The organism is Cellvibrio mixtus subsp. mixtus J3-8, assembly GCF_000766945.1.
Lineage (GTDB): Bacteria > Pseudomonadota > Gammaproteobacteria > Pseudomonadales > Cellvibrionaceae > Cellvibrio > Cellvibrio mixtus_A.
In genome coordinates, this window is record NZ_KN266209.1 from 313,998 (window position 1) to 332,312 (window position 18,315).

The 18,315-nt window shown below is 45.3% G+C and carries 16 protein-coding genes; 4 read left to right on the plus strand and 12 right to left on the minus strand.

Annotated elements, in window-relative coordinates:
- Positions 1 to 416: 416 nt before the first annotated feature.
- The 4 genes from A596_RS14735 to A596_RS14750 all read right to left on the minus strand — a co-directional run bounded on the left by A596_RS14735 (position 417) and on the right by A596_RS14750 (position 3,876).
- A complete protein-coding gene (locus A596_RS14735; RefSeq protein ID WP_039916088.1) occupies positions 417 to 1,733 on the minus strand; it encodes an ATP-binding protein in 1,317 nt (438 codons plus the stop codon).
- A 66-nt stretch (positions 1,734 to 1,799) separates the two neighbouring features.
- Positions 1,800 to 2,498, minus strand: a complete 699-nt coding sequence (locus tag A596_RS14740) for a winged helix-turn-helix domain-containing protein (protein WP_039916089.1) — start codon at positions 2,496 to 2,498, stop codon at positions 1,800 to 1,802.
- Positions 2,499 to 2,522: 24 nt separating this feature from the next.
- The gene (locus tag A596_RS14745) at positions 2,523 to 2,990 is read right to left on the minus strand and encodes a DUF3019 domain-containing protein (RefSeq protein WP_235425740.1); all 468 of its coding nucleotides are present in this window, start codon (positions 2,988 to 2,990) and stop codon (positions 2,523 to 2,525) included.
- Positions 2,968 to 3,876, minus strand: a complete 909-nt coding sequence (locus A596_RS14750; protein WP_039916090.1) for a MipA/OmpV family protein — start codon at positions 3,874 to 3,876, stop codon at positions 2,968 to 2,970. Before A596_RS14750 ends, A596_RS14745 begins: the two co-directional genes overlap by 23 nt.
- A gap of 385 nt (positions 3,877 to 4,261) precedes the next feature.
- On the opposite strand from A596_RS14750, the gene A596_RS14755 reads away from it, so the two are divergent.
- Complete coding sequence (locus A596_RS14755) at positions 4,262 to 5,005, plus strand: hypothetical protein (RefSeq protein ID WP_052417541.1); 744 nt, start codon at positions 4,262 to 4,264, stop codon at positions 5,003 to 5,005.
- A gap of 146 nt (positions 5,006 to 5,151) precedes the next feature.
- Here A596_RS14755 and A596_RS14760 read toward each other — a convergent pair whose 3' ends face one another.
- The 6 genes from A596_RS14760 to A596_RS14785 form a co-directional block, all read right to left on the minus strand.
- Positions 5,152 to 6,225, minus strand: coding sequence for an efflux RND transporter periplasmic adaptor subunit (locus A596_RS14760; RefSeq protein ID WP_039916091.1), 1,074 nt, complete (start codon positions 6,223 to 6,225; stop codon positions 5,152 to 5,154).
- A gap of 72 nt (positions 6,226 to 6,297) precedes the next feature.
- Positions 6,298 to 7,563, minus strand: coding sequence for an ABC transporter permease (locus A596_RS14765; RefSeq protein ID WP_052417542.1), 1,266 nt, complete (start codon positions 7,561 to 7,563; stop codon positions 6,298 to 6,300).
- A 12-nt stretch (positions 7,564 to 7,575) separates the two neighbouring features.
- On the minus strand, positions 7,576 to 8,811 hold the full coding sequence (locus A596_RS14770; protein ID WP_039916095.1) for an ABC transporter permease: 1,236 nt from the start codon (positions 8,809 to 8,811) through the stop codon (positions 7,576 to 7,578).
- A 22-nt stretch (positions 8,812 to 8,833) separates the two neighbouring features.
- Positions 8,834 to 9,562: an ABC transporter ATP-binding protein gene (locus A596_RS14775; protein ID WP_039916097.1), complete on the minus strand. Its 729-nt coding sequence runs from the start codon at positions 9,560 to 9,562 to the stop codon at positions 8,834 to 8,836.
- 227 nt (positions 9,563 to 9,789) lie between these two features.
- Positions 9,790 to 11,049 (minus strand): ABC transporter permease, encoded by a 1,260-nt coding sequence (locus tag A596_RS14780; protein ID WP_039916098.1) that lies wholly within the window; start codon positions 11,047 to 11,049, stop codon positions 9,790 to 9,792.
- Between the two features lie 14 nt (positions 11,050 to 11,063).
- Positions 11,064 to 12,314 (minus strand): ABC transporter permease, encoded by a 1,251-nt coding sequence (locus A596_RS14785; RefSeq protein ID WP_039916101.1) that lies wholly within the window; start codon positions 12,312 to 12,314, stop codon positions 11,064 to 11,066.
- Positions 12,315 to 13,012: 698 nt separating this feature from the next.
- Between A596_RS14785 and A596_RS14790 the strand changes: the two genes are divergently transcribed.
- On the plus strand, positions 13,013 to 13,369 hold the full coding sequence (locus tag A596_RS14790) for a hypothetical protein (RefSeq protein ID WP_039916103.1): 357 nt from the start codon (positions 13,013 to 13,015) through the stop codon (positions 13,367 to 13,369).
- A gap of 54 nt (positions 13,370 to 13,423) precedes the next feature.
- On the opposite strand, the gene leuA is transcribed toward A596_RS14790, so the two are convergent.
- Positions 13,424 to 15,091, minus strand: coding sequence for a 2-isopropylmalate synthase (gene leuA / locus A596_RS14795; protein ID WP_039916106.1), 1,668 nt, complete (start codon positions 15,089 to 15,091; stop codon positions 13,424 to 13,426).
- Positions 15,092 to 15,518: 427 nt separating this feature from the next.
- Here leuA and A596_RS14800 point away from each other — a divergent pair, with 427 nt between their 5' ends.
- A complete protein-coding gene (locus A596_RS14800; RefSeq protein WP_039916108.1) occupies positions 15,519 to 15,980 on the plus strand; it encodes an Lrp/AsnC family transcriptional regulator in 462 nt (153 codons plus the stop codon).
- 15 nt (positions 15,981 to 15,995) lie between these two features.
- Here the strand turns inward: A596_RS14800 and cynS are convergent, their stop codons facing one another.
- Positions 15,996 to 16,436: a cyanase gene (cynS, locus tag A596_RS14805; protein WP_039916111.1), complete on the minus strand. Its 441-nt coding sequence runs from the start codon at positions 16,434 to 16,436 to the stop codon at positions 15,996 to 15,998.
- Between the two features lie 296 nt (positions 16,437 to 16,732).
- Here cynS and A596_RS14810 point away from each other — a divergent pair, with 296 nt between their 5' ends.
- The gene (locus tag A596_RS14810; protein WP_084128395.1) at positions 16,733 to 18,280 is read left to right on the plus strand and encodes a sigma-54 interaction domain-containing protein; all 1,548 of its coding nucleotides are present in this window, start codon (positions 16,733 to 16,735) and stop codon (positions 18,278 to 18,280) included.
- The last annotated feature ends 35 nt before the right edge of the window (positions 18,281 to 18,315 follow it).

Consider the following 18,315-nt stretch of genomic DNA (forward strand, 5'->3'; position numbering starts at 1 on the left):
GGCCTTTCAATTTTCTATCTGAAAAATACAAACACAGAATGCAACTTACCCGATAAGGAAGCTGCTGGACCGAATAGCATAGTTGCCGATGGGGATAAACTCTCGTTTATGAGGCTGAACCACTGCAATTGCGAAACATTAATTTTATTGGTGCAAAAACAGGTGCAGTTGGATCGCCATGCATGATCACGTAAAAATGTGATTCATGGCCCTTTCGTGTGAAGGCGCCCTCATTTTAACCTCAAGGTTTTAATAAGCGCCAGCCCTGTTGTTGCACATTTGTTAAACAAATGTGGAATAACAAACCTGGACAGGATTGTGGTAGTAGTCATAGCCACCCCAAAAAATGTAGCAATGTATAAACATTAGAGGAGGGGAACTGGTTAGCAATAAAAAACTGCCGGTATTGAGGGAGTTTATTTCGGCCAACGCACCTGGGCCCGCGCGCCACCCAATTGTTGCGGTTCCACAAATTCCGCCTTGCCCTTGTGCCATTGCATAATGCGTTTGACGATGGCGAGGCCCAAGCCGAAACCGCCGGTGGCGGAGCCGTTGGATTTTTCGCTGGCGGATTCATCTTCATGGTACAAACGCACAAAGGATTCAAAAACCCGTTCGCGCTTGTCAGCAGGAATTCCCGGGCCGTCATCTTCTACTGCAATAATATATTCAGATTCGGTGTGCCGGATTTCTACAGCGATGTGGGTTTGTGCGTAACGCCTGGCGTTATTGATGAGGTTTTGCAAAACCGTTTCAATTAATTTCCACTCGCAATACACCACTGCATTATTGCTGGCGTCATTCACTGTTAATTGCAAATTGCGTTCATTGTGACGGGAAAAACGCAGCTGGATTTCATCGAGTAAATCACCCATATAACCTGCCGTTTGGTGCAAGCGCTGGGTTTTTTGTTCGAAACCGGCGTACATTAACAATGAACTGATCAGCGATTCCATCTCCGCGATATCCTGCTCCAGGCTGCGCAATTGGCGGTGGTCTTTATCGCTGAGTTTTTCCTCATCAATCATCGCCAGCGCAAATTTCATCCGCGCAAGTGGTGTGCGCAATTCGTGGGAAACCGCGTTAGTCATTTCGCGATGGGAAGTAATTAATTCGCGCAAGCGCTGCGCCATCTGGTTAAACGCAAGTGCTAATGGATAGAGTGTGGAGGTGGGAGAAATATCCAGCGTTTGCGGTACACCGTCTTTACCCATTGTGCGGGTTTGTACTTCGAGTTTTTTGCTGTCGCGCGATAACGGCCACACCCACAAATAAATGGCCAGTGCGATACCGAGATAAAAAACAATGAGCAGCACATCGTACCACGGCGACTCGCGATCATCGGTTTGCGGCACAACCAACATCAATACCTGATGGGTATCAGCGAGCCGCTTGTACCAGATAATATTGCCATCGCCGCTCGCCGATAAAATTTTCCCTGCGTGCAATTCACGCATGGCTTCCGACTGGGCAACGTCATCCAGTGCAAGAATTTCCAGGGTTAACTGCAAATCGGCGGAGAGTTGCTGGACCTGTTGTTGGCTTATCGGTTGGTAGGAGGTTTGCGTTTGATGAACCAATAAATCGCGTTCGACCAGATTAAACAACGCGTGTACTTCCGCACTGGCTTCCTGTTCAGGCGCGAGCGTTTCCCAAAATTGATTGAGACCCCAACCGATTAACACCACCGAGGCAACGATAAAAAAATACAGTGAAATAAACGCGCGATTCATTGATAAATTCTATTCCCGTAGCCTGGGGCGCGCTGCGCAGGTTGAGCTTTTTATAAAACCGATTTACTACCAGGCATCCGCAATAAATAAATAACCCTTACCCCAAATGGTTTTAATGCGCGTGGGATTTTCCGGATTATCGTTTAATTTTTTCCGCAGTTGCGAAATGCGCACATCGATAGTTCTATCAAGGCCATCATATTCGCGATTATAAATGTGGTTGAATAAAAATTCGCGGCTGAGAATTTGTCCGGCTTGCACCGCCAGTGCGAGCAATAAATCAAACTCATGGCTGGACAACACCACTTCCTGCGCGGCTAGTGATACTTTGCGCGCACCCGGCTGGATATTCAGTTCGCCAAAGGTAATGCTTTCCTGTTCGCGCGGATCGTTTTGATAATAGCGACGCATCAGCGCGCGAATACGCGCAAGCAACACGCGCGGCTCGGCCGGTTTAATCACATAATCATCGGCACCGTATTCCAGGCCCAGTACCTGGTCCAGATCCGAATCGCGGGCGGTGAGCATCAAAATCGGGCCTTTAAAATTCGGGCGCAATTCTTTGCACAAGGTGAGACCATCTTTTCCTGGCAACATTAAATCCAGCACGATCAATGCCGGATTCAAGTTTTGTGCCTGGCGAATTACACGATTGCCGTTATCTTCTATTGCCACCTGAAAATCATTGCTTTCCAGGAAATCTTTCACCAACTGCGCCAAACGGCGGTCATCCTCGACCAGTAAAATTAAATTGTTTTGCGACATGGTTTTTACATACCTGCTGACGTGTTAAAAAAAACTCCAGGGATTGCGCCGGGCTTTGCGAAACTTCTTGTCATTGTAGACGACCTGGAAGCGTTGATCGCTTAAAGCTTTATTGCTCAGGGTTTCACGCAATTGGAAATCGGTGCTGACACTTGCCGTCAATTCAAACTGGTATTCGCCGCGATTTTCATTTTCCCAACAGCGCAACGGATCGGTTTTATCCGATTGATACAAACACAATGAACGTGTCACAGCGGATTCCCATTTCACCTGCAATTCATCATGGCAAACTTCCTCACCTGCATTCAGTACACACAAGCGCGGCTTAATCGAAAATTGGATCAAAGGTAAGGATGACGACGACTCGGCAGTGGATGGTTGCGCACGGACATAGCTTCCCGGCAGCAAGGCCGCCAGAAATAACAGTTTAACGAGGGTGGTAACAGCGCGGGCGCTCAGCGGGTTTCCATCAAAAATGGTACACCCCCCCAAAGAAAACCGTGATCACTTTATTATCGTTTATAAGTGGACTCGCCGAGATTTCATCGGGTAATTGGCGATAACTCGCCAAGAAACGCAAGTCCCAGCGTTCTGTTAGTTCATAGTTCCAATCAATACGGGCGATACCACTGATAGCAGCATCAGCCACATAGGTGCCGCGCGAATCCGCTTCCGGCGGCGTTACGCCGTAATAATAATTTACCACTTCCTCACTTTGCCACACGGCACCCAGCGAGCCAATTACGTGATGCTTGCCGCTAACCCAGTGTTTTGCAACAGACAGGCGCGCCTCATCGCCGTGATACAAACCGGTAAATTCACTCAAATATTGAAACTGGAAATCTGCCAGCGCTGTTGAGAATTGATATTCAATGCCGCCAAGGCCAGCGGTGCGACGGTTGCGTAGATCGCGCTGATTTACATCTTTAAAACCGGGGCTGACCAACTCGGTGCCGCCCTCAATCTCCGGTGCAAAACCACTATAGTCATTCTTCTTGCCACCGTTAACTCCGGCAGAGACCAGTGTATTGGATTCAGTAAAAAAGTTGGACGGATTCCAGCGATCAAAAAATACCTGATCATAACTGGGGGTTATCATGAGGTTGAGTTGTTGGGTTTCGTTTTCCCACACAATCACACCCAGGTCCAGGTTCTGGATAAAAAAATGTTCGCCGTTGTAATTGATCTGTGGAATCAGTACCAGCGGAATATCATCCCCATCGTCTACCGGATTGGTGCGGACACCAATGCCGATACCTACGCTGATATCCCAGGTACCCACCTCTACACAATCTTTCTCACCTTGCTCGCAGGCATAACTGGTGACTGCAAATAATGCAGCTGCGCCAAAGGCAATGGATTTGAAGAAATGGTTCATAGCAATATCAGGTATCAGTTTTACGGTAACCCGTTTTCAGGAAATAGTGTTCTATGGTTATTTATAAACGGCTCGGCGCAATGGCGTTGTAATGATTTGTAGTAAGCCACAGCCGATTACAAATTATTACAAATTCGTCCAGATCAACTACAGATCCTGCTATCACCATCCGCTTAGGATACCAGCATGCAACGCACACGCACATCAATGCATCATCTCCACGTTATAAAACCAATTTTCGCCAATTGAATTGTGACAATTACACTTTTTAACGTCCTTCTACATTTCGCCCACAGATTAGTGGCAGGCAAGCACAGAAAATTATCCGTGTAAAAAAACACTTTTTCGATCTATTGCGTTTTGGACTATTTTTTGGAGCTGTACTATGTCAACCCTCGCCCTGCTGAAAAAAACATTATTGATATTGCCTATCCTTGGCCTGTTCACTGCCTGCGGCAGCGATAGTGATGATTTACCCAAGCCTGATCGCAATACCAAAATGCTTTATATCGATTTCAATGATGGCGCCACCGGTTGGAAACCCGGCTTTGCCGATTATCCTGCAGGCCAGGAAACATTTTATGAATTATCCTCCGGCCTTGAAACCCTACCCACGTCACTGGGTACCAATCGCAAAGGTTTTAAACTAAGCGGCAACAATCACAGTGACGACCTTTATATGTTTGTCACCAAACAGGTAGACGGCCTGGAGCCAAATACCCGTTACGATTTCCGTTTTAAAGTTACCTTTGGTACTAACGCGCAAAAAAATTGTATGGGCGTCGGCGGTGCACCGGGTGAAAGTGTGTGGGTAAAAATCGGCGCCAGTAAAACCGAACCTAAAGCCACTAACGATGGAGCCGGCAATTTATTAATGAACATTGATAAAGGCCAACAAGGCAGCGGCGGCACTGATGCCATTCTGGTCGGGGATTTCGCCAATAATCGCGAATGCGGCGATAACAATACCAGCTATATGAAAAAATCCCTCCTCAGCGATAAAGGCGCATTCACCGCAACCACCGACGATAAAGGCAATATCTGGATTCTGTTATCAACCGACTCCGGATTTGAAGCAACCACCACAATTTATTTTATGGAATTGGAAGTGGCGGCAACCAAGAAGTAGATTTCTACACATTAAGATTGGCAATATTCATCGTAGCATCAAGCAACGTTGAATATTGCCAATACAGTTATTTTTTTACGGAAAGACAAAAAAAAAGAGCGAACCCAAGATTCGCTCTTTGGAGATAATGATGAATTGCTGTTGGCTTAACGATGCTTGATCTTATCGCCTTCTTTCAAACCTTTAATGATTTCAATATTGATACCGTCAGAAATACCGGTTTTAACCTCACGCTTTTCGAATTTTTGCGGGCCGGTTTCTACTTCCACAAATTGCGCTTTTTCTTCCACAATCAGGTTGCCTTCATTAATGGCGATGACGTTTTCTTTCTTGTCCAGAACGATATCGGCATTGGCGCTGTAATTGGAACGCAGGAATAATTTCTCACTCAATTTCACGGCCGCGCGGATCTGGAATTTAATCGTACCCTGATCGGTTACGCCCTTCGGAGAAATATATTCAAGTTTGGCAGTAAAAGGTTCGCCTTCCAGGGCGCCAACGTCCAATACCAATTCCATACCTTCGCGAATTTTGCCTACCTCCGATTCATCTACCATACCTTCAAAAATCATGTCCTTCATATCCGCCAATGTGGCGATAGTAGTGCCTGCACCAAACGAACTGGTCTCAACAATAAATGCACCTTCTTTATAAGGCAGATCCAGAATCATACCGGTGACAGTTGCCGGGATCATGTTTGACACTTTGTCAGATTTCTTGGTCGCACCGGATTTCATCAACAATAAATTGTTTTCTGCCGATGTCACAGCTTCACGCTGCAAGTCGTAATTCAATAGAAACTTGTTGTACTCAGATGCAGAAATTAATTTATCGGCAAAGAGTTTTTTCTGGCGATCAAACTCAACCGTGGCATTTTGCAAATTCAATTTTGCAGTTTCCAGTTGGGATTCAGCCTGGTTAAGCAACACCATACTCGGAGCAAGCGTAATCTTGGCGATGATATCGCCTTTATTTACGTTCTGGCCGGCAACAACATACAACTGCTCCACCACACCGGATACTTGCGATTTAATTTCCACTTCGCGACGTGGAATCACTTTACCCACGGCGACTGTCTTTTTCACGATGGTAGTTTTAAATACAGCATCAGAGGTGTAGGTAACGGGTTTCTCCTGGGATTTGTTATACAAAAATACCGCTGTGCCGATAAACACAACCGCAATCAAACCCAACACTGCGTACCAAATAAACTTTTTCATGGTGTCCTTCTTTGCTATTGCTGAAAAAAATGTTTTTAGAATATGTAACGGTTAAACAGGTAAAATTCCTGACTATTCATCTTGCAGCGCAACGATTGGATTTACGCCCGCTGCTTTGGCTGCTGGCATCAACGATGCAAGCAAACCCGATATTACTAATACAATTAACGCCGTGAATGCCGTGGTAAAATCCACTTCCGGTTTACCAAAAAATCCTGCTTTTCCACCGCTGGCTTCCAGCAATTTGGCGATACCTTCCAACAGCAACACGCCCATTACCAAACCGAAATACCCCGCTACGGTGGTGATGAAAATCGATTCCTGGACAATCATGCCGATAATAGAATTAGGTGTGGCGCCGAGCGCTTTGCGCAAACCGATTTCGCGCGTGCGCTCTTTCACTACGATCAGCATGATATTCCCCACTCCGATCGCACCAGCCATGATGGTGCCAATCGCTACGACCCAACTGAATACTTTTATGCCAGTAAACAAACCTTCGATTTTGTCGAATTCGTTTTGCAAATTAAAACTGCCAAATACACCGACGTCATTGGGGTCTACTTTTTTTAATTCAGAGAGATATTTTTTTACATTCTCCTCTGCGACGCGCGCATGCAAACCCGGTTTGGGCTGGATAACAAAACTGCCGATCCATCCAACCTGGTTAAAGGCGTAGCGCAGGGTATCGTTGGGAATATAAATTTTTTCCTCTTCCTGCTGCTGGTTACCATTAGCAAGTGATTTAAATACACCAACTACTTTAAAACTGATGCCGTTGATAGTGATATCAGCACCGACAGGGTTTTCACCTTCGGCAAACAGCTGCGTGCGTACACGTGTACCGATGATAACGGTCTTGCGTTTTTCGCGATCATCAAACTCATTGATGCTGCGGCCTTCGATCATTGCCAGTGAGTTAATGTTTTCCATCTTTGCGTGTATCCCTTCCACAAAGAACGTACCGTTTTTATCCTTGTGTACCGCATAAGGCGGCGTCCCACTCCAGATACCTACGGAATTTTGGCCGCGAATAAAACCGACACTGGGCACATTTTTTTCGATCGCGGCAACATCTTCCGGTTTAAAGGCGATTTGCCTGCCGATTGGCATACCCTGGTAAGGCAATTGCGTATGACCTTGTACCCACACCCACACAATATTGGGTACGCGCGGGAAACCTTCGTTTACTCCATTTTCCAATCCCTTACCCGCTCCAAGCAGAACGGTAAGCATAAAAATGCCCCAGAACACACCAAAGGCAGTCAATGTGGTACGCAATTTATGTTGGCCAAAAGTTTTAAAAATCTCTTGCCACTTTTCGGTATCAATAATCATCAGTGGTTCCTGCTAATCCGCACGCATGGCTTCAATCGGCATAATTTTCGCCGCACGCAGTGCGGGTACCAGGCCCGCCAACGCACCGACAACAATCAATAAAATAATGGCCGTAATGGCAACCTGAAAATTAACTTCCGGATTTTTAAAGAATGGCAATTGCGCGCCCACGGAATTCAATCCAAATGAAATCAATTCAATTAAACCTACCCCCATAACCAGGCCCGCGTAACCGGCGATACTCGTCACCAGGATCGATTCCAGCAACAAGGTACTTACAATACTGAACGGTGTCGCGCCGAGCGCTTTGCGAATACCGATTTCACGGGTGCGCTCCTTCACGGTAATAATCATGATATTGCTCACGCCCACAATACCCGCCATTAACGTGCCCAGTCCTACAAACCAGATAAATGAATTAATACCGAGGAATAATCCGTTCACCATTTTCGCTGGCTCCGCCATATTGAATGAGCGGATTGCGCGTTTATCTTCCGGTGATACCGAATGGCGGCGCTGTAATAATTCGATTACCTTTTTCTCTACTTCAAAACCATCCAACCCTAAATGCGGACGCAACCAGATAGAGCCGATGCGATTACTGGTACCAAACATTTTCTGGAAAGTTGATTGCGGGATGTATACGCGCTCTGAATCGCGTCCGCGGTTTCCTTTGTCGTAAAACACACCCACTACTTTCATTACCACACCGTTAACGCGAATATCTTTATTGACCGGATCCACATCCTTGCCAAACAAACGTTCCGCCACAACAGTGCCGATCACAGCAATTTTGCGTAATTCTTTTTCATCAAACGGATTCAGTTTGCGCCCCAGGTTAAAGGGAATACTTTCTTTCACATCAAAATATTCATCGGGCACACCATGCACACCGAAGCTGGCATTCTTGCGCCCATACACAAGTGAAATGCCATCGCGCTGGCTTTCAGCGGCGATAAAACGAACCTCGGGAATTTGTTGTTTGATTGCATCGACATCGTCTTGTGTTAACTGGATTTGCCGACCCAACCCCATGCCTTTGTAAGCCACCGAGGTTGTACCTGTGTAGGCGATAATAAAATCCAGTACATCGGAGCCGAAATCTTCATAAACACCGTTTTGCATACCGCGCCCGGCCCCGAGCAGCAGTATCAACATAAATATTCCCCAAAACACACCAAATGCAGTGAGCGCAGTGCGTAATTTATTCATACGCAAGGTGTAGAGAATTTCCTGTAAACCGTCCATATCGCCTTCTTATAGGTAGCAATCAACCAAGGATTTCTTCTTCATCCTGATCGGCAATTTCGTTGGCATGATGAGAGTGATGATGATGACCAGAAACAATTAATCCATCTTTTAAAATAATCTGGCGCTGGGTTTGGTCAGCAATATCCTGTTCGTGGGTAACAATCACAATGGTGTTACCCAGTTGATGGATTTCTTTCATCAACGACATTACTTCTTGCGTCGTCTGGCTATCCAGCGCACCGGTCGGTTCGTCCGCAAGAATTACTTTGGGTTTGGTTACCAATGCGCGTGCAATAGCCACACGTTGTTTTTGTCCACCCGACATTTCATTGGGCATGTGTTTGGCGCGATGGGAAAGACCTACCATTTCCAGATATTTATCAGCGCGGTAATTGCGCTCTTTTCGACTTATACCCTGGTAATACAACGGCAATGCAACATTCTCGGTCGCATTTTTAAATGGCAATAAGTTGAACGATTGAAAAACAAAACCGAGCAATTCATTGCGCAATTTAGCGGCGGTTTTTTCTTTTAGATTTTTAATTTCGCGACCGGCGAGAAAATAATCGCCCTCATCGTGGCTATCCAGGATACCGAGTATATTTAACAATGTAGATTTGCCGGAACCTGATGACCCCATGATCGATACCAATTCACCTTCGCGGATATGCAAATCAATTCCCTTTAGCACATGCAAAGGCTGCTCACCGGAATGGTAGTATTTGTGGATGTTATGTAATTTGATCATGATGGCTTCCTGTTATCTGTATGCTGTGAGCCTGATGTACCTCTCACCAGCTTAGAGGCTTTTGCACTGTTCTCCGATTACATTTACGTTGACTTAACACTTTTGTGACAAGTGTCAGTACCTATCGATTAACGAGTATCGGTTGATAAACTTTGACCGGTGCATTTTGCCGCTGTTATTTCATTGGATGTGTATCTAATTGTTTTGGATTCACTCGCGCGAAAAAATTATTCATCCTGCAATGCAGTTATAGGATTTACCGACGCGGCCTTGGCGGCGGGCAAGAGTGCAGCGAGAACACCGGTTAACACCAAAACGCTTAATGCCATAAGGGCGATTTTGATATCAATATAAGGTGAAGCAAATAATCCCTCACCCTGCCCCAACTTGATCAGCAGCGCGCGAATACCTTCTAGCAGTAATACCCCGGTTGTAAGCCCGGCGTAACCGGCAATAAATGTAATTACTAATGATTCATGGATAATCATTAAACTGATATTCGTCGGTGTTGCCCCCATGGCTTTGCGCAAACCAATCTCACGTGTGCGTTCTTTCACAACCACCAACATAATATTACCGACGCCGATCACACCAGCGATGATAGTGCCAATCGCGACCATCCAGCTAAAGCCCAACACCCCGTCAACCAGGCCGCGATTCATCTGGTAGTTTTGTTCCATATTAAAACCTCCAATCACGCCAGTATCGTTCGGATGAATCTTTTTACGCTCATATAACAATTTTTTTACGTCGCGCTCCATATCAAAAGCGCTGAAACCGGGTTTGGGTGAAAAAAACAAAACGTGAAAAGCATCCATCTGGTTAAAAGCCTGGCGCAAGGTTTCATTGGGTAAAAATATTTTGCCGTTAGCTTCTTGTGCACCATCGGGTTCATTGGATTTATAAATACCGACAACTTTAAATTTTACGCCGCCAACAATAATGGACTCACCAATGGGATTAACACCATTTTTAAATAGCACTTCTTTTACACGTGTGCCTATTACGGCGATTTTTCGTTTTTCTTTTTCATCAAGCGGGTTAATGAAACGGCCTTCGATCATGCGGATAAATTCAAAGGGCTCCCAACCGGCATGGGTGCCCGATACTGAAAAAGAACCACTTTCTTTACCGTAAACAATATATTGCGCCGCACCAAAGTTACCGAGGTTATTTTTACCATCGACCAGATTTACCGACGCAATAGATTGGCGAATTGCATCCACATCCTCCTGGGTAAATTTTATTGCACGGCCTTTACTTAATCCTTCAAAACTGAGTTGGGTAGTATTGGAGGTCCAAAAAATCACCACACTTTTTGCATCACCAAAAATTTTTTCAATTTTAGTTCCAAAGCCGGTGCCAAAACCGAGCAGTATCACTAACATAAAAATGCCCCAGAAAACCCCGAACGCCGTTAGGCCGGTGCGTAATTTTTGCTTGCCTAAGCTGGTGAGTATTTCTTGCCACTTATCCACATCAAACATAATTTACTTCCTGTTTATTCTGCTTTCATGGCTTCAATGGGTGTGATGCGCGCTGCGCGCAAGGCGGGCATTAACCCTGCAATAACACCAGCCAGAATCAGTAATATCAATGCACTCACTGCAACACCCATATCAATATCCGGCTGACGAAAAAACGGTAATTCGATTTTCATTTTCGTGAGTAATGCTGATACACCTTCAAGAATCCCCACGCCCAATACCAAACCGCTATAACCCGCAATACTGGTGACCAATACCGATTCAAATAACAAGCTGCCAACAATGGATGCGGGATTTGCGCCCAATGCTTTACGAATACCGATTTCACGCGTGCGTTCTTTCACAGTGATAATCATGATGTTGCTCACGCCCACAATTCCTGCGAGCAAGGTGCCGATTCCCACCATCCAGATAAACATATTCAAACCGGTAAACATTGCATTAAGGTCAGCGGCTTCACGCGCTTTATTGCTAACTTCAATTGCACGTACATCGTCGGGTGCAATTTTGTGGCGCTGTTTAAGCAACGTTAGAATTTGTTCTTCCAGTTTTATGCCGTCAACACCGGCCTTTGGGCGCACCGTAATCAAAGAAACTTCCTGCCCGCCACCAAATGCCTTTTTGAAAGCAGTGACCGGCAAATAAACCCGTTCAGACATACGACCCTGATTGCCTTTATCAAAAAACAAACCAATCACTTTGAATGAAATACCGTTGATTTGAATTTCCTTACCAATCGCTTCAGCATGGGTCGTAAATAATCGTTCACTCACACGCGTGCCGATAACTACCACTTTACGATTGTCATCTTCATCCAATAAATTCAAACGGCGACCATCATCGAAGCGGACTTTTTCCTTAATATTGAAATATTGGTCAGCCACACCCAGCACACCGAAGCTGCCGGATTTGGGCCCATATGTAATTGAAACATCAGAATTGATAAATGAACCGAGCGGGTTCTCACTGGAAATAAAACGCACCCCGGGAATTTGCTGACGCACAGCTGCCATGTCCGCTTCAGTTAATGCGATCTTGCGGCCAACGGGTAAGCCCATGTAAGGCACAGAGGTAGTGCTGGGGAAAATCCAGATGGAATCGGCAACGTCATTGCTCCAGCCGTCGGCCAGGGCTTTTTCCATCCCACGCCCGGCGCCGAGCAACAGGATCAACATTAAAATTCCCCAGAACACACCAAAAGCGGTAAGCCCGGTACGCAGCTTGTTCTGGCGCAGGGTAAAGAGGATTTCTTGCAAACTATCCATGACGATTTCCCAATCGAAAGTAGTAGTAACACGGGAACTTGAGGGATTTGACGCACCCGTCACCCGATTGGATTCATTTCTGGTTTTTTTATTTAACGTGTACCTATGGGTGCATGCTTCAAATTAACACATGCATCAACCTCTGCAGGTGGTTTCTTCCATAAAAGGCGCATAACAATTACCAACGGCAAAAAATCCCCGGCAGTTAAGCTGCCGGGGTCAACACTGCCATTACCAGAGCGAGGTTATTGGCAGACATACTCACACGGAGAGAACGCCAAATTCCCAAGTTGGGGTTGGAGGAAATCTGGTATTCCCAATCTATTGGATGAAGGATGTAGAACTTTGGATTCAAGGAGCCAATAATTTTTATAGAGCCAATTGTTCATGATTGGCTAATAAGAATTTAAAGATGCCGGAGAATTCCCGAAGTTTTTTTAATAGCCATTGGATAAATAACGCATTAATTGCTCAAATATTAATAAAACCTTATTCGAATTATTTTCTAAACGTTAATCAATGAATTATATAAATAATAAATTTCTTCTATGAAAATGCTATTGCGGCTTGATTCATTTTAAAAATATTGCCATTAAAATTTAAAACGACCACCAAATAGGCTAATTGACTTTACTATAGGTTAACACTAACTTTTTAATGCCATTACTATCAATGGTATTAACAAGGAATATAAAACTATGAAAGTATTTAGCGTTAAATCTATTTTTCTTTCTTTGGCGGTGTGTGGAATGTTTTCGATTGCAGCGCAAGCCAGCGCTGAGGTTTTTGAATCGAAAGGTAGTTATTACGGTAATTACACTAAACCTGGTTGTTCATGGAACATGGTTGCCTATGGGTTTTGGGGTAATCAATCTATTTTGGTTTGCACCCATGCGAGCGGGGCAGAAATTGTTGCAACCAAATCTGTTAGCTATAACAGCTCTGGTGCTGTTGACAGCTGCACTGTTAGTGCAAATAGCATTTCTAATGTAGAAACGGTTGGTAGTGGAAGTAGCACCAATACTTGCAGCAGTTATCGTATTTCTCGCAAATAATTTATCGCAAAAAAAAGCCGGGATTCTATCCCGGCTTTTTTTGTTATTTAAAAATTAACTAATCGCCCCACTGCGATTCACACCGTTAATCAGCGCTTTCACTGCTGAAGTAATAATGTTGCGATCCTGCCCGACACCGTAAACCGGTTTACCATTTTTCACTTTGATTTCAACGTAAGTTACTGCCACAACATCGGAACCTTCACCAACAGAATGTTCGTGGTAATCAATTACGTTGACATCGGCATCGATAAACTGGCTGATCGCATGTGCTGCTGCATCGATTGGGCCGTTGCCGCTGCCGCTGATTTGCACGGTTTTGTTTTGGTGCTGGGCATGGATAGTAATATCAACTTGGTGACTATCATCTTGTTCAGTGAATTTGCTGGATTGATAAGTGATGGGTGAGTTCACCGCAAAATATTCGTCATTGAAAATTTTAACGATATCGCTCGCCTTCACTTCTTTACCGGTGCTGTCACTGACCTTTTGCACAACAGAACTGAATTCAATTTGCAAACGACGCGGCAATTGCAAACCGGCTTCCTGTTGCAATAAAAAGCTTACGCCACCTTTACCGGATTGCGCGTTCACGCGCACAACAGCATCGTAACTGCGGCTTAAGTCGGCCGGGTCGATGGGCAGATAAGGTACTTCCCACAGCGTGTGTTTTTTCTGGACTGCAAAACCTTTTTTAATCGCATCCTGGTGCGAACCGGAGAAGGCCGTAAATACCAACTCGCCCGCATAAGGGTGACGCGGATGCACCGGTAATTGCGTGCATTCTTCATGCAACTTGCGCACTTTATCGATATCGGAAAAATCCAGGCCGGGATGCACACCTTGCGAATACAAATTCAACGCGAGGGTTACCAGGTCGACATTACCTGTGCGTTCACCATTGCCGAACAAACAACCTTCCACACGATCTGCACCCGCCATCACCGCCAACTCGGCAGCGGCAACGGCGGTACCGCGATCATTGTGTGGATGCACGCTGATCACAATCGAATCGCGGCGGTTGATATTGCGATGGATCCACTCGATTTGATCGGCATAAGTATTCGGAGTATTCATCTCCACAGTCGCCGGCAAATTCAGAATAATTTTCTTTTGTGGCGATGGATTCCAGATTTCCACCACCGCATCACATACTTCTTTTACAAAGTCGATTTCAGTTGACGAAAACACTTCTGGTGAATATTGGAAAGTCCAATCCACTTCCGGTGCTTGCGCGGTTAATTCTTTACACCATTGGGTGCCTTGCAAGGCGATTTTTTTCACGCCTTCTTTATCCGTGTTGTATACAATTTTGCGGAATGCCGGCGCGAGCGGATTGTACATGTGCAAAATTGCGCGCTTGGCACCACGCAAACTCTGCACGGTTTTTTCGATCAAGTCGTAACGAGCTTGCACCAACACTTCAATGGTTACGTCATCGGGAATTAAATTTTCCTCAATCAACAAACGGGTGAAGTTGAAATCAATTTCACTCGCGGATGGAAAACCAATTTCAATTTCTTTAAAACCAATCGCGACCAGTTCCTTGAACATGCGCAATTTGGTTTGTACCGACATAGGGTCGATTAGCGCCTGGTTACCATCACGCAGGTCAGTGCTCATCCAAATGGGCGGTTTTTCAATGTGATTGTTCGGCCATTGGCGGTCGGGCAAGGAAACACCGACGAAACGCTGGTACTTGGGGGATGGATTGGCAAGCATGATCAACTCCTGGGGTTTTTGCCTACCGGCAACTGATAAGAGTCCGGCTATTAAAAATTCGGTTGTATCTGGAGTCCTCTGAAAACAAGTCGCACTGCACCTGTTCCAGAGGCTCCGAGCTGTAAGTTCTTGTGTACTGGTGTACTTTTTTTACTGTAGTAGTGGTCTTGCGGTCTTGGCCGATGAAACGAATCTGGTCAGGTACCTGTGGATGACAAGTGCCGGTTTCCGGTAATGCGGTCACATCGGTGGAAACCCCAAACCCGCGCGGATAGCGCCAGGGCTTTTATCAGCATGGTTGCCAGTATATAGCCATCAAACAGGCAGATGATTGCGGAGATTGTGTTAATATCAATTTTTAAACAATTTTATTGCGTTAAATTTTTATTTTCTGATATTTAATACTTAATTAGTGAGATTTACCGCTATGGAACTCGATAAATATGATCGTTTGATACTGGAATCCCTTCAGCAAAATGGCCGCATTTCCAACCAGGAATTGGCTGATAGCATCAACCTTTCGCCTTCTCCCTGTTTGCGCCGGGTGCGTGCACTGGAGGAATCCGGTTTGATTGATGGTTATGTCGCTTTGTTAAATGCCCGCAAGCTGGGTTTAACGCTGGTCTCGTTTATCCAGATCAGCATGGATAAACACACACCTGATCGCTTTGATGCCTTTGAGAAAACCGTGGAAGCTTACCCTGAAGTACTCGAATGCCACCTGATCACCGGGCAATCCGCCGATTACCTGCTAAAAGTCATCGTAAAAGATATGGATGCCTACCAACAATTCCTGCTGCAAAAACTCACGCGTATTGAAGGCGTGAGCGGTGTGCATTCATCGTTTGTACTAAAGTCGCCGGTGGATAAAACAGCGTTGCCGGTATAAGTTTTTCCCCAGCCCTTACCAGGCCTTGTAAGGCAAGAATTTGCCATTTAAATGGATGATCACGCGATCACCTTTGGGATTTTCTTCCTTGCCAATATCCATGGAAAAATCAATCGCACTCATAATGCCATCGCCAAATTTTTCGTGAATGATTGCCTTAATGGTCGGGCCATAAACACCGATCATTTCGTATAAGCGATAAATCAGCGGATCTTGCGGAATAGTATGCTCCCAACTTTTGCTGGGGCATTGCATCAACGCCAATTTAGCAACTTCCGGTAAATCAAATATTTTGCATAGCGCTTCCGCTTTATCTGCCGGCGCACTGTTCATGCCTAAACAAACTGATGTTGTCCACACCGGCGACATACCAATACTGGCGGCAATACCTTCCCAGGTCAGGTTCATTTTTTGTTTGGCCAGAACAATCGCTTCAACTACGTCTTGTTTTTTCATTTCAACTTTCCTCTTGGTGATTGCCAGTTTGCTGTGCATGAAATTTCGGAGTGATCATCAGTGAGGCAGATTTTTTTTAACAGCGCAATCGTAGTGATTTCACGCTGCCTCACTTGTTACGTATATTGCGATTGCTATGCCAAGTTCATCGTATTGAGTTAAGTAGCTGATCCTCCATTATTTTTTAATTTATATCGCACAATAAGTAATTACGATTTTTCGTGATCAACGAAATTTCGTGGATGTTGGCACGATTTTTCGTTGTATGTACCCATACTCTTTTTCAAGGAAAAATCATGCAGCCAACATGTACAGATCATCAACTCAACATCGCCAACAACTGCACCAACAACAGCAATATCGCACAGGTATTCCAGGAATTTGCGCGGCAAAACCAATTGCTGTTAAACGCTGCGGGTGAAGGAATATATGGTGTTGATGCCGAGGGCCGTGCGACCTTTGTGAATCCGGCTGCAGAACGTATCCTGGGTTGGAAAGCCGACGAACTTATTGGCAAAAATATCCATCGCGCTATCCACCACAGTCACACTGATGGTTCTGATTATTGTGCACAGGATTGTCCGATTTTCGCGGCGTTTCGCGATGGCACAGTGCGGCGCGTTGACAATGAATCCTTCTGGTGTCGCGATGGACATGCAGTGCCGGTGGAGTACACCAGCACACCGGTATATGACAATGAAAAACTGGTTGGGGCGGTAGTTATTTTTCGCGATGTATCGGAACGAAAAAATACGGAAGCAAAGTTGCACTCCACCATGGAAGAATTGCGCGAAGCACTGGAACAGGTAAAACAACTCAAGCACAAACTGGAATTGGAAAATGCTTACCTACAACAGGAAATCAACGAGGGATTTAATTCACACCATATTGTCGGGCGCAGTCCGGCAGTACAACAAATTAACTATCAAATCCAATTGGTAGCGCCCACCGTGGCAACGGTATTGATTACCGGCGAATCCGGCACCGGAAAGGAATTAATTGCACGTGCGCTGCATCGCGCCAGCGATCGCAACCAGCGGCCGTTGATTCGTGTGAACTGCGCCGCGATTCCACTCGATTTATTTGAGAGTGAATTTTTTGGTCATGTGCGCGGTGCATTTTCCGGTGCAGTGAACACGCGCCTTGGCCGTTTCGAAGTAGCTGATGGTGGCACTTTATTTTTAGATGAGGTCGGTGAATTACCGCTGGCATTGCAAGGAAAATTATTGCGTGTATTGCAAGATGGAGAATTCGAACGGGTGGGAGAATCCGTTACCCGCAATGTCGATGTGCGTATTATTGCTGCAACTAATCGCGATCTTAAACAATTAGTAAATCGGGGATTATTTCGCGAGGATTTATATTTTCGTTTGAATGTATTCCCCATTCGTTCAGCACCATTGCGCGAACGAATAGAAGATATACCATTACTTGCTACCCATTTTTTACAAGCAGCTTGCCAACGCTTCCATAAACCCGAATTAAAAATTACGTTTGCGCAAATCCAGCGTTTACAGGAATACGATTGGCCGGGGAATATTCGCGAGTTGGAAAACCGTATCGAACGGCAAGTCATTCTCAGCCAGGGCGACAAACTGAATCTTGTTGAATTTCCGGCAGCCATCAATAACATGGCTGATGTTCCTATTATTGATGGAAAATTTTATACCGAAAGTAGCGTCAAACATTTGCAAATCCGGGCCACCCTGGACGCATTGCGTAAATGTGATGGGAAAATCTATGGCGCGGACGGCGCTGCCTGTTTACTTGGCATAAAACCTACTACCCTTGCTTCACGTTTGAAAAAATGGCGTCTGGACAAGTCAGTCACTGGAATCCAATAGCATCAAAATAACAGGCAATAAAAAGGGGCTTGATT

What these genes read in the sequence shown, in the direction of transcription:
- A596_RS14765 (WP_052417542.1), bottom strand. Translation starts at nt 7,563, where the DNA reads ATGATTATTGATACCGAAAAGTGGCAAGAGATTTTTAAAACTTTTGGC.
- A596_RS14760 (WP_039916091.1), bottom strand. Translation starts at nt 6,225, where the DNA reads ATGAAAAAGTTTATTTGGTACGCAGTGTTGGGTTTGATTGCGGTTGTG.
- A596_RS14755 (WP_052417541.1), top strand. Translation starts at nt 4,262, where the DNA reads ATGTCAACCCTCGCCCTGCTGAAAAAAACATTATTGATATTGCCTATC.
- A596_RS14800 (WP_039916108.1), top strand. Translation starts at nt 15,519, where the DNA reads ATGGAACTCGATAAATATGATCGTTTGATACTGGAATCCCTTCAGCAA.
- A596_RS14790 (WP_039916103.1), top strand. Translation starts at nt 13,013, where the DNA reads ATGAAAGTATTTAGCGTTAAATCTATTTTTCTTTCTTTGGCGGTGTGT.
- leuA (WP_039916106.1), bottom strand. Translation starts at nt 15,091, where the DNA reads ATGCTTGCCAATCCATCCCCCAAGTACCAGCGTTTCGTCGGTGTTTCC.
- A596_RS14780 (WP_039916098.1), bottom strand. Translation starts at nt 11,049, where the DNA reads ATGTTTGATGTGGATAAGTGGCAAGAAATACTCACCAGCTTAGGCAAG.
- A596_RS14735 (WP_039916088.1), bottom strand. Translation starts at nt 1,733, where the DNA reads ATGAATCGCGCGTTTATTTCACTGTATTTTTTTATCGTTGCCTCGGTG.
- cynS (WP_039916111.1), bottom strand. Translation starts at nt 16,436, where the DNA reads ATGAAAAAACAAGACGTAGTTGAAGCGATTGTTCTGGCCAAACAAAAA.
- A596_RS14785 (WP_039916101.1), bottom strand. Translation starts at nt 12,314, where the DNA reads ATGGATAGTTTGCAAGAAATCCTCTTTACCCTGCGCCAGAACAAGCTG.
- A596_RS14770 (WP_039916095.1), bottom strand. Translation starts at nt 8,811, where the DNA reads ATGGACGGTTTACAGGAAATTCTCTACACCTTGCGTATGAATAAATTA.
- A596_RS14810 (WP_084128395.1), top strand. Translation starts at nt 16,733, where the DNA reads ATGCAGCCAACATGTACAGATCATCAACTCAACATCGCCAACAACTGC.
- A596_RS14750 (WP_039916090.1), bottom strand. Translation starts at nt 3,876, where the DNA reads ATGAACCATTTCTTCAAATCCATTGCCTTTGGCGCAGCTGCATTATTT.
- A596_RS14740 (WP_039916089.1), bottom strand. Translation starts at nt 2,498, where the DNA reads ATGTCGCAAAACAATTTAATTTTACTGGTCGAGGATGACCGCCGTTTG.
- A596_RS14775 (WP_039916097.1), bottom strand. Translation starts at nt 9,562, where the DNA reads ATGATCAAATTACATAACATCCACAAATACTACCATTCCGGTGAGCAG.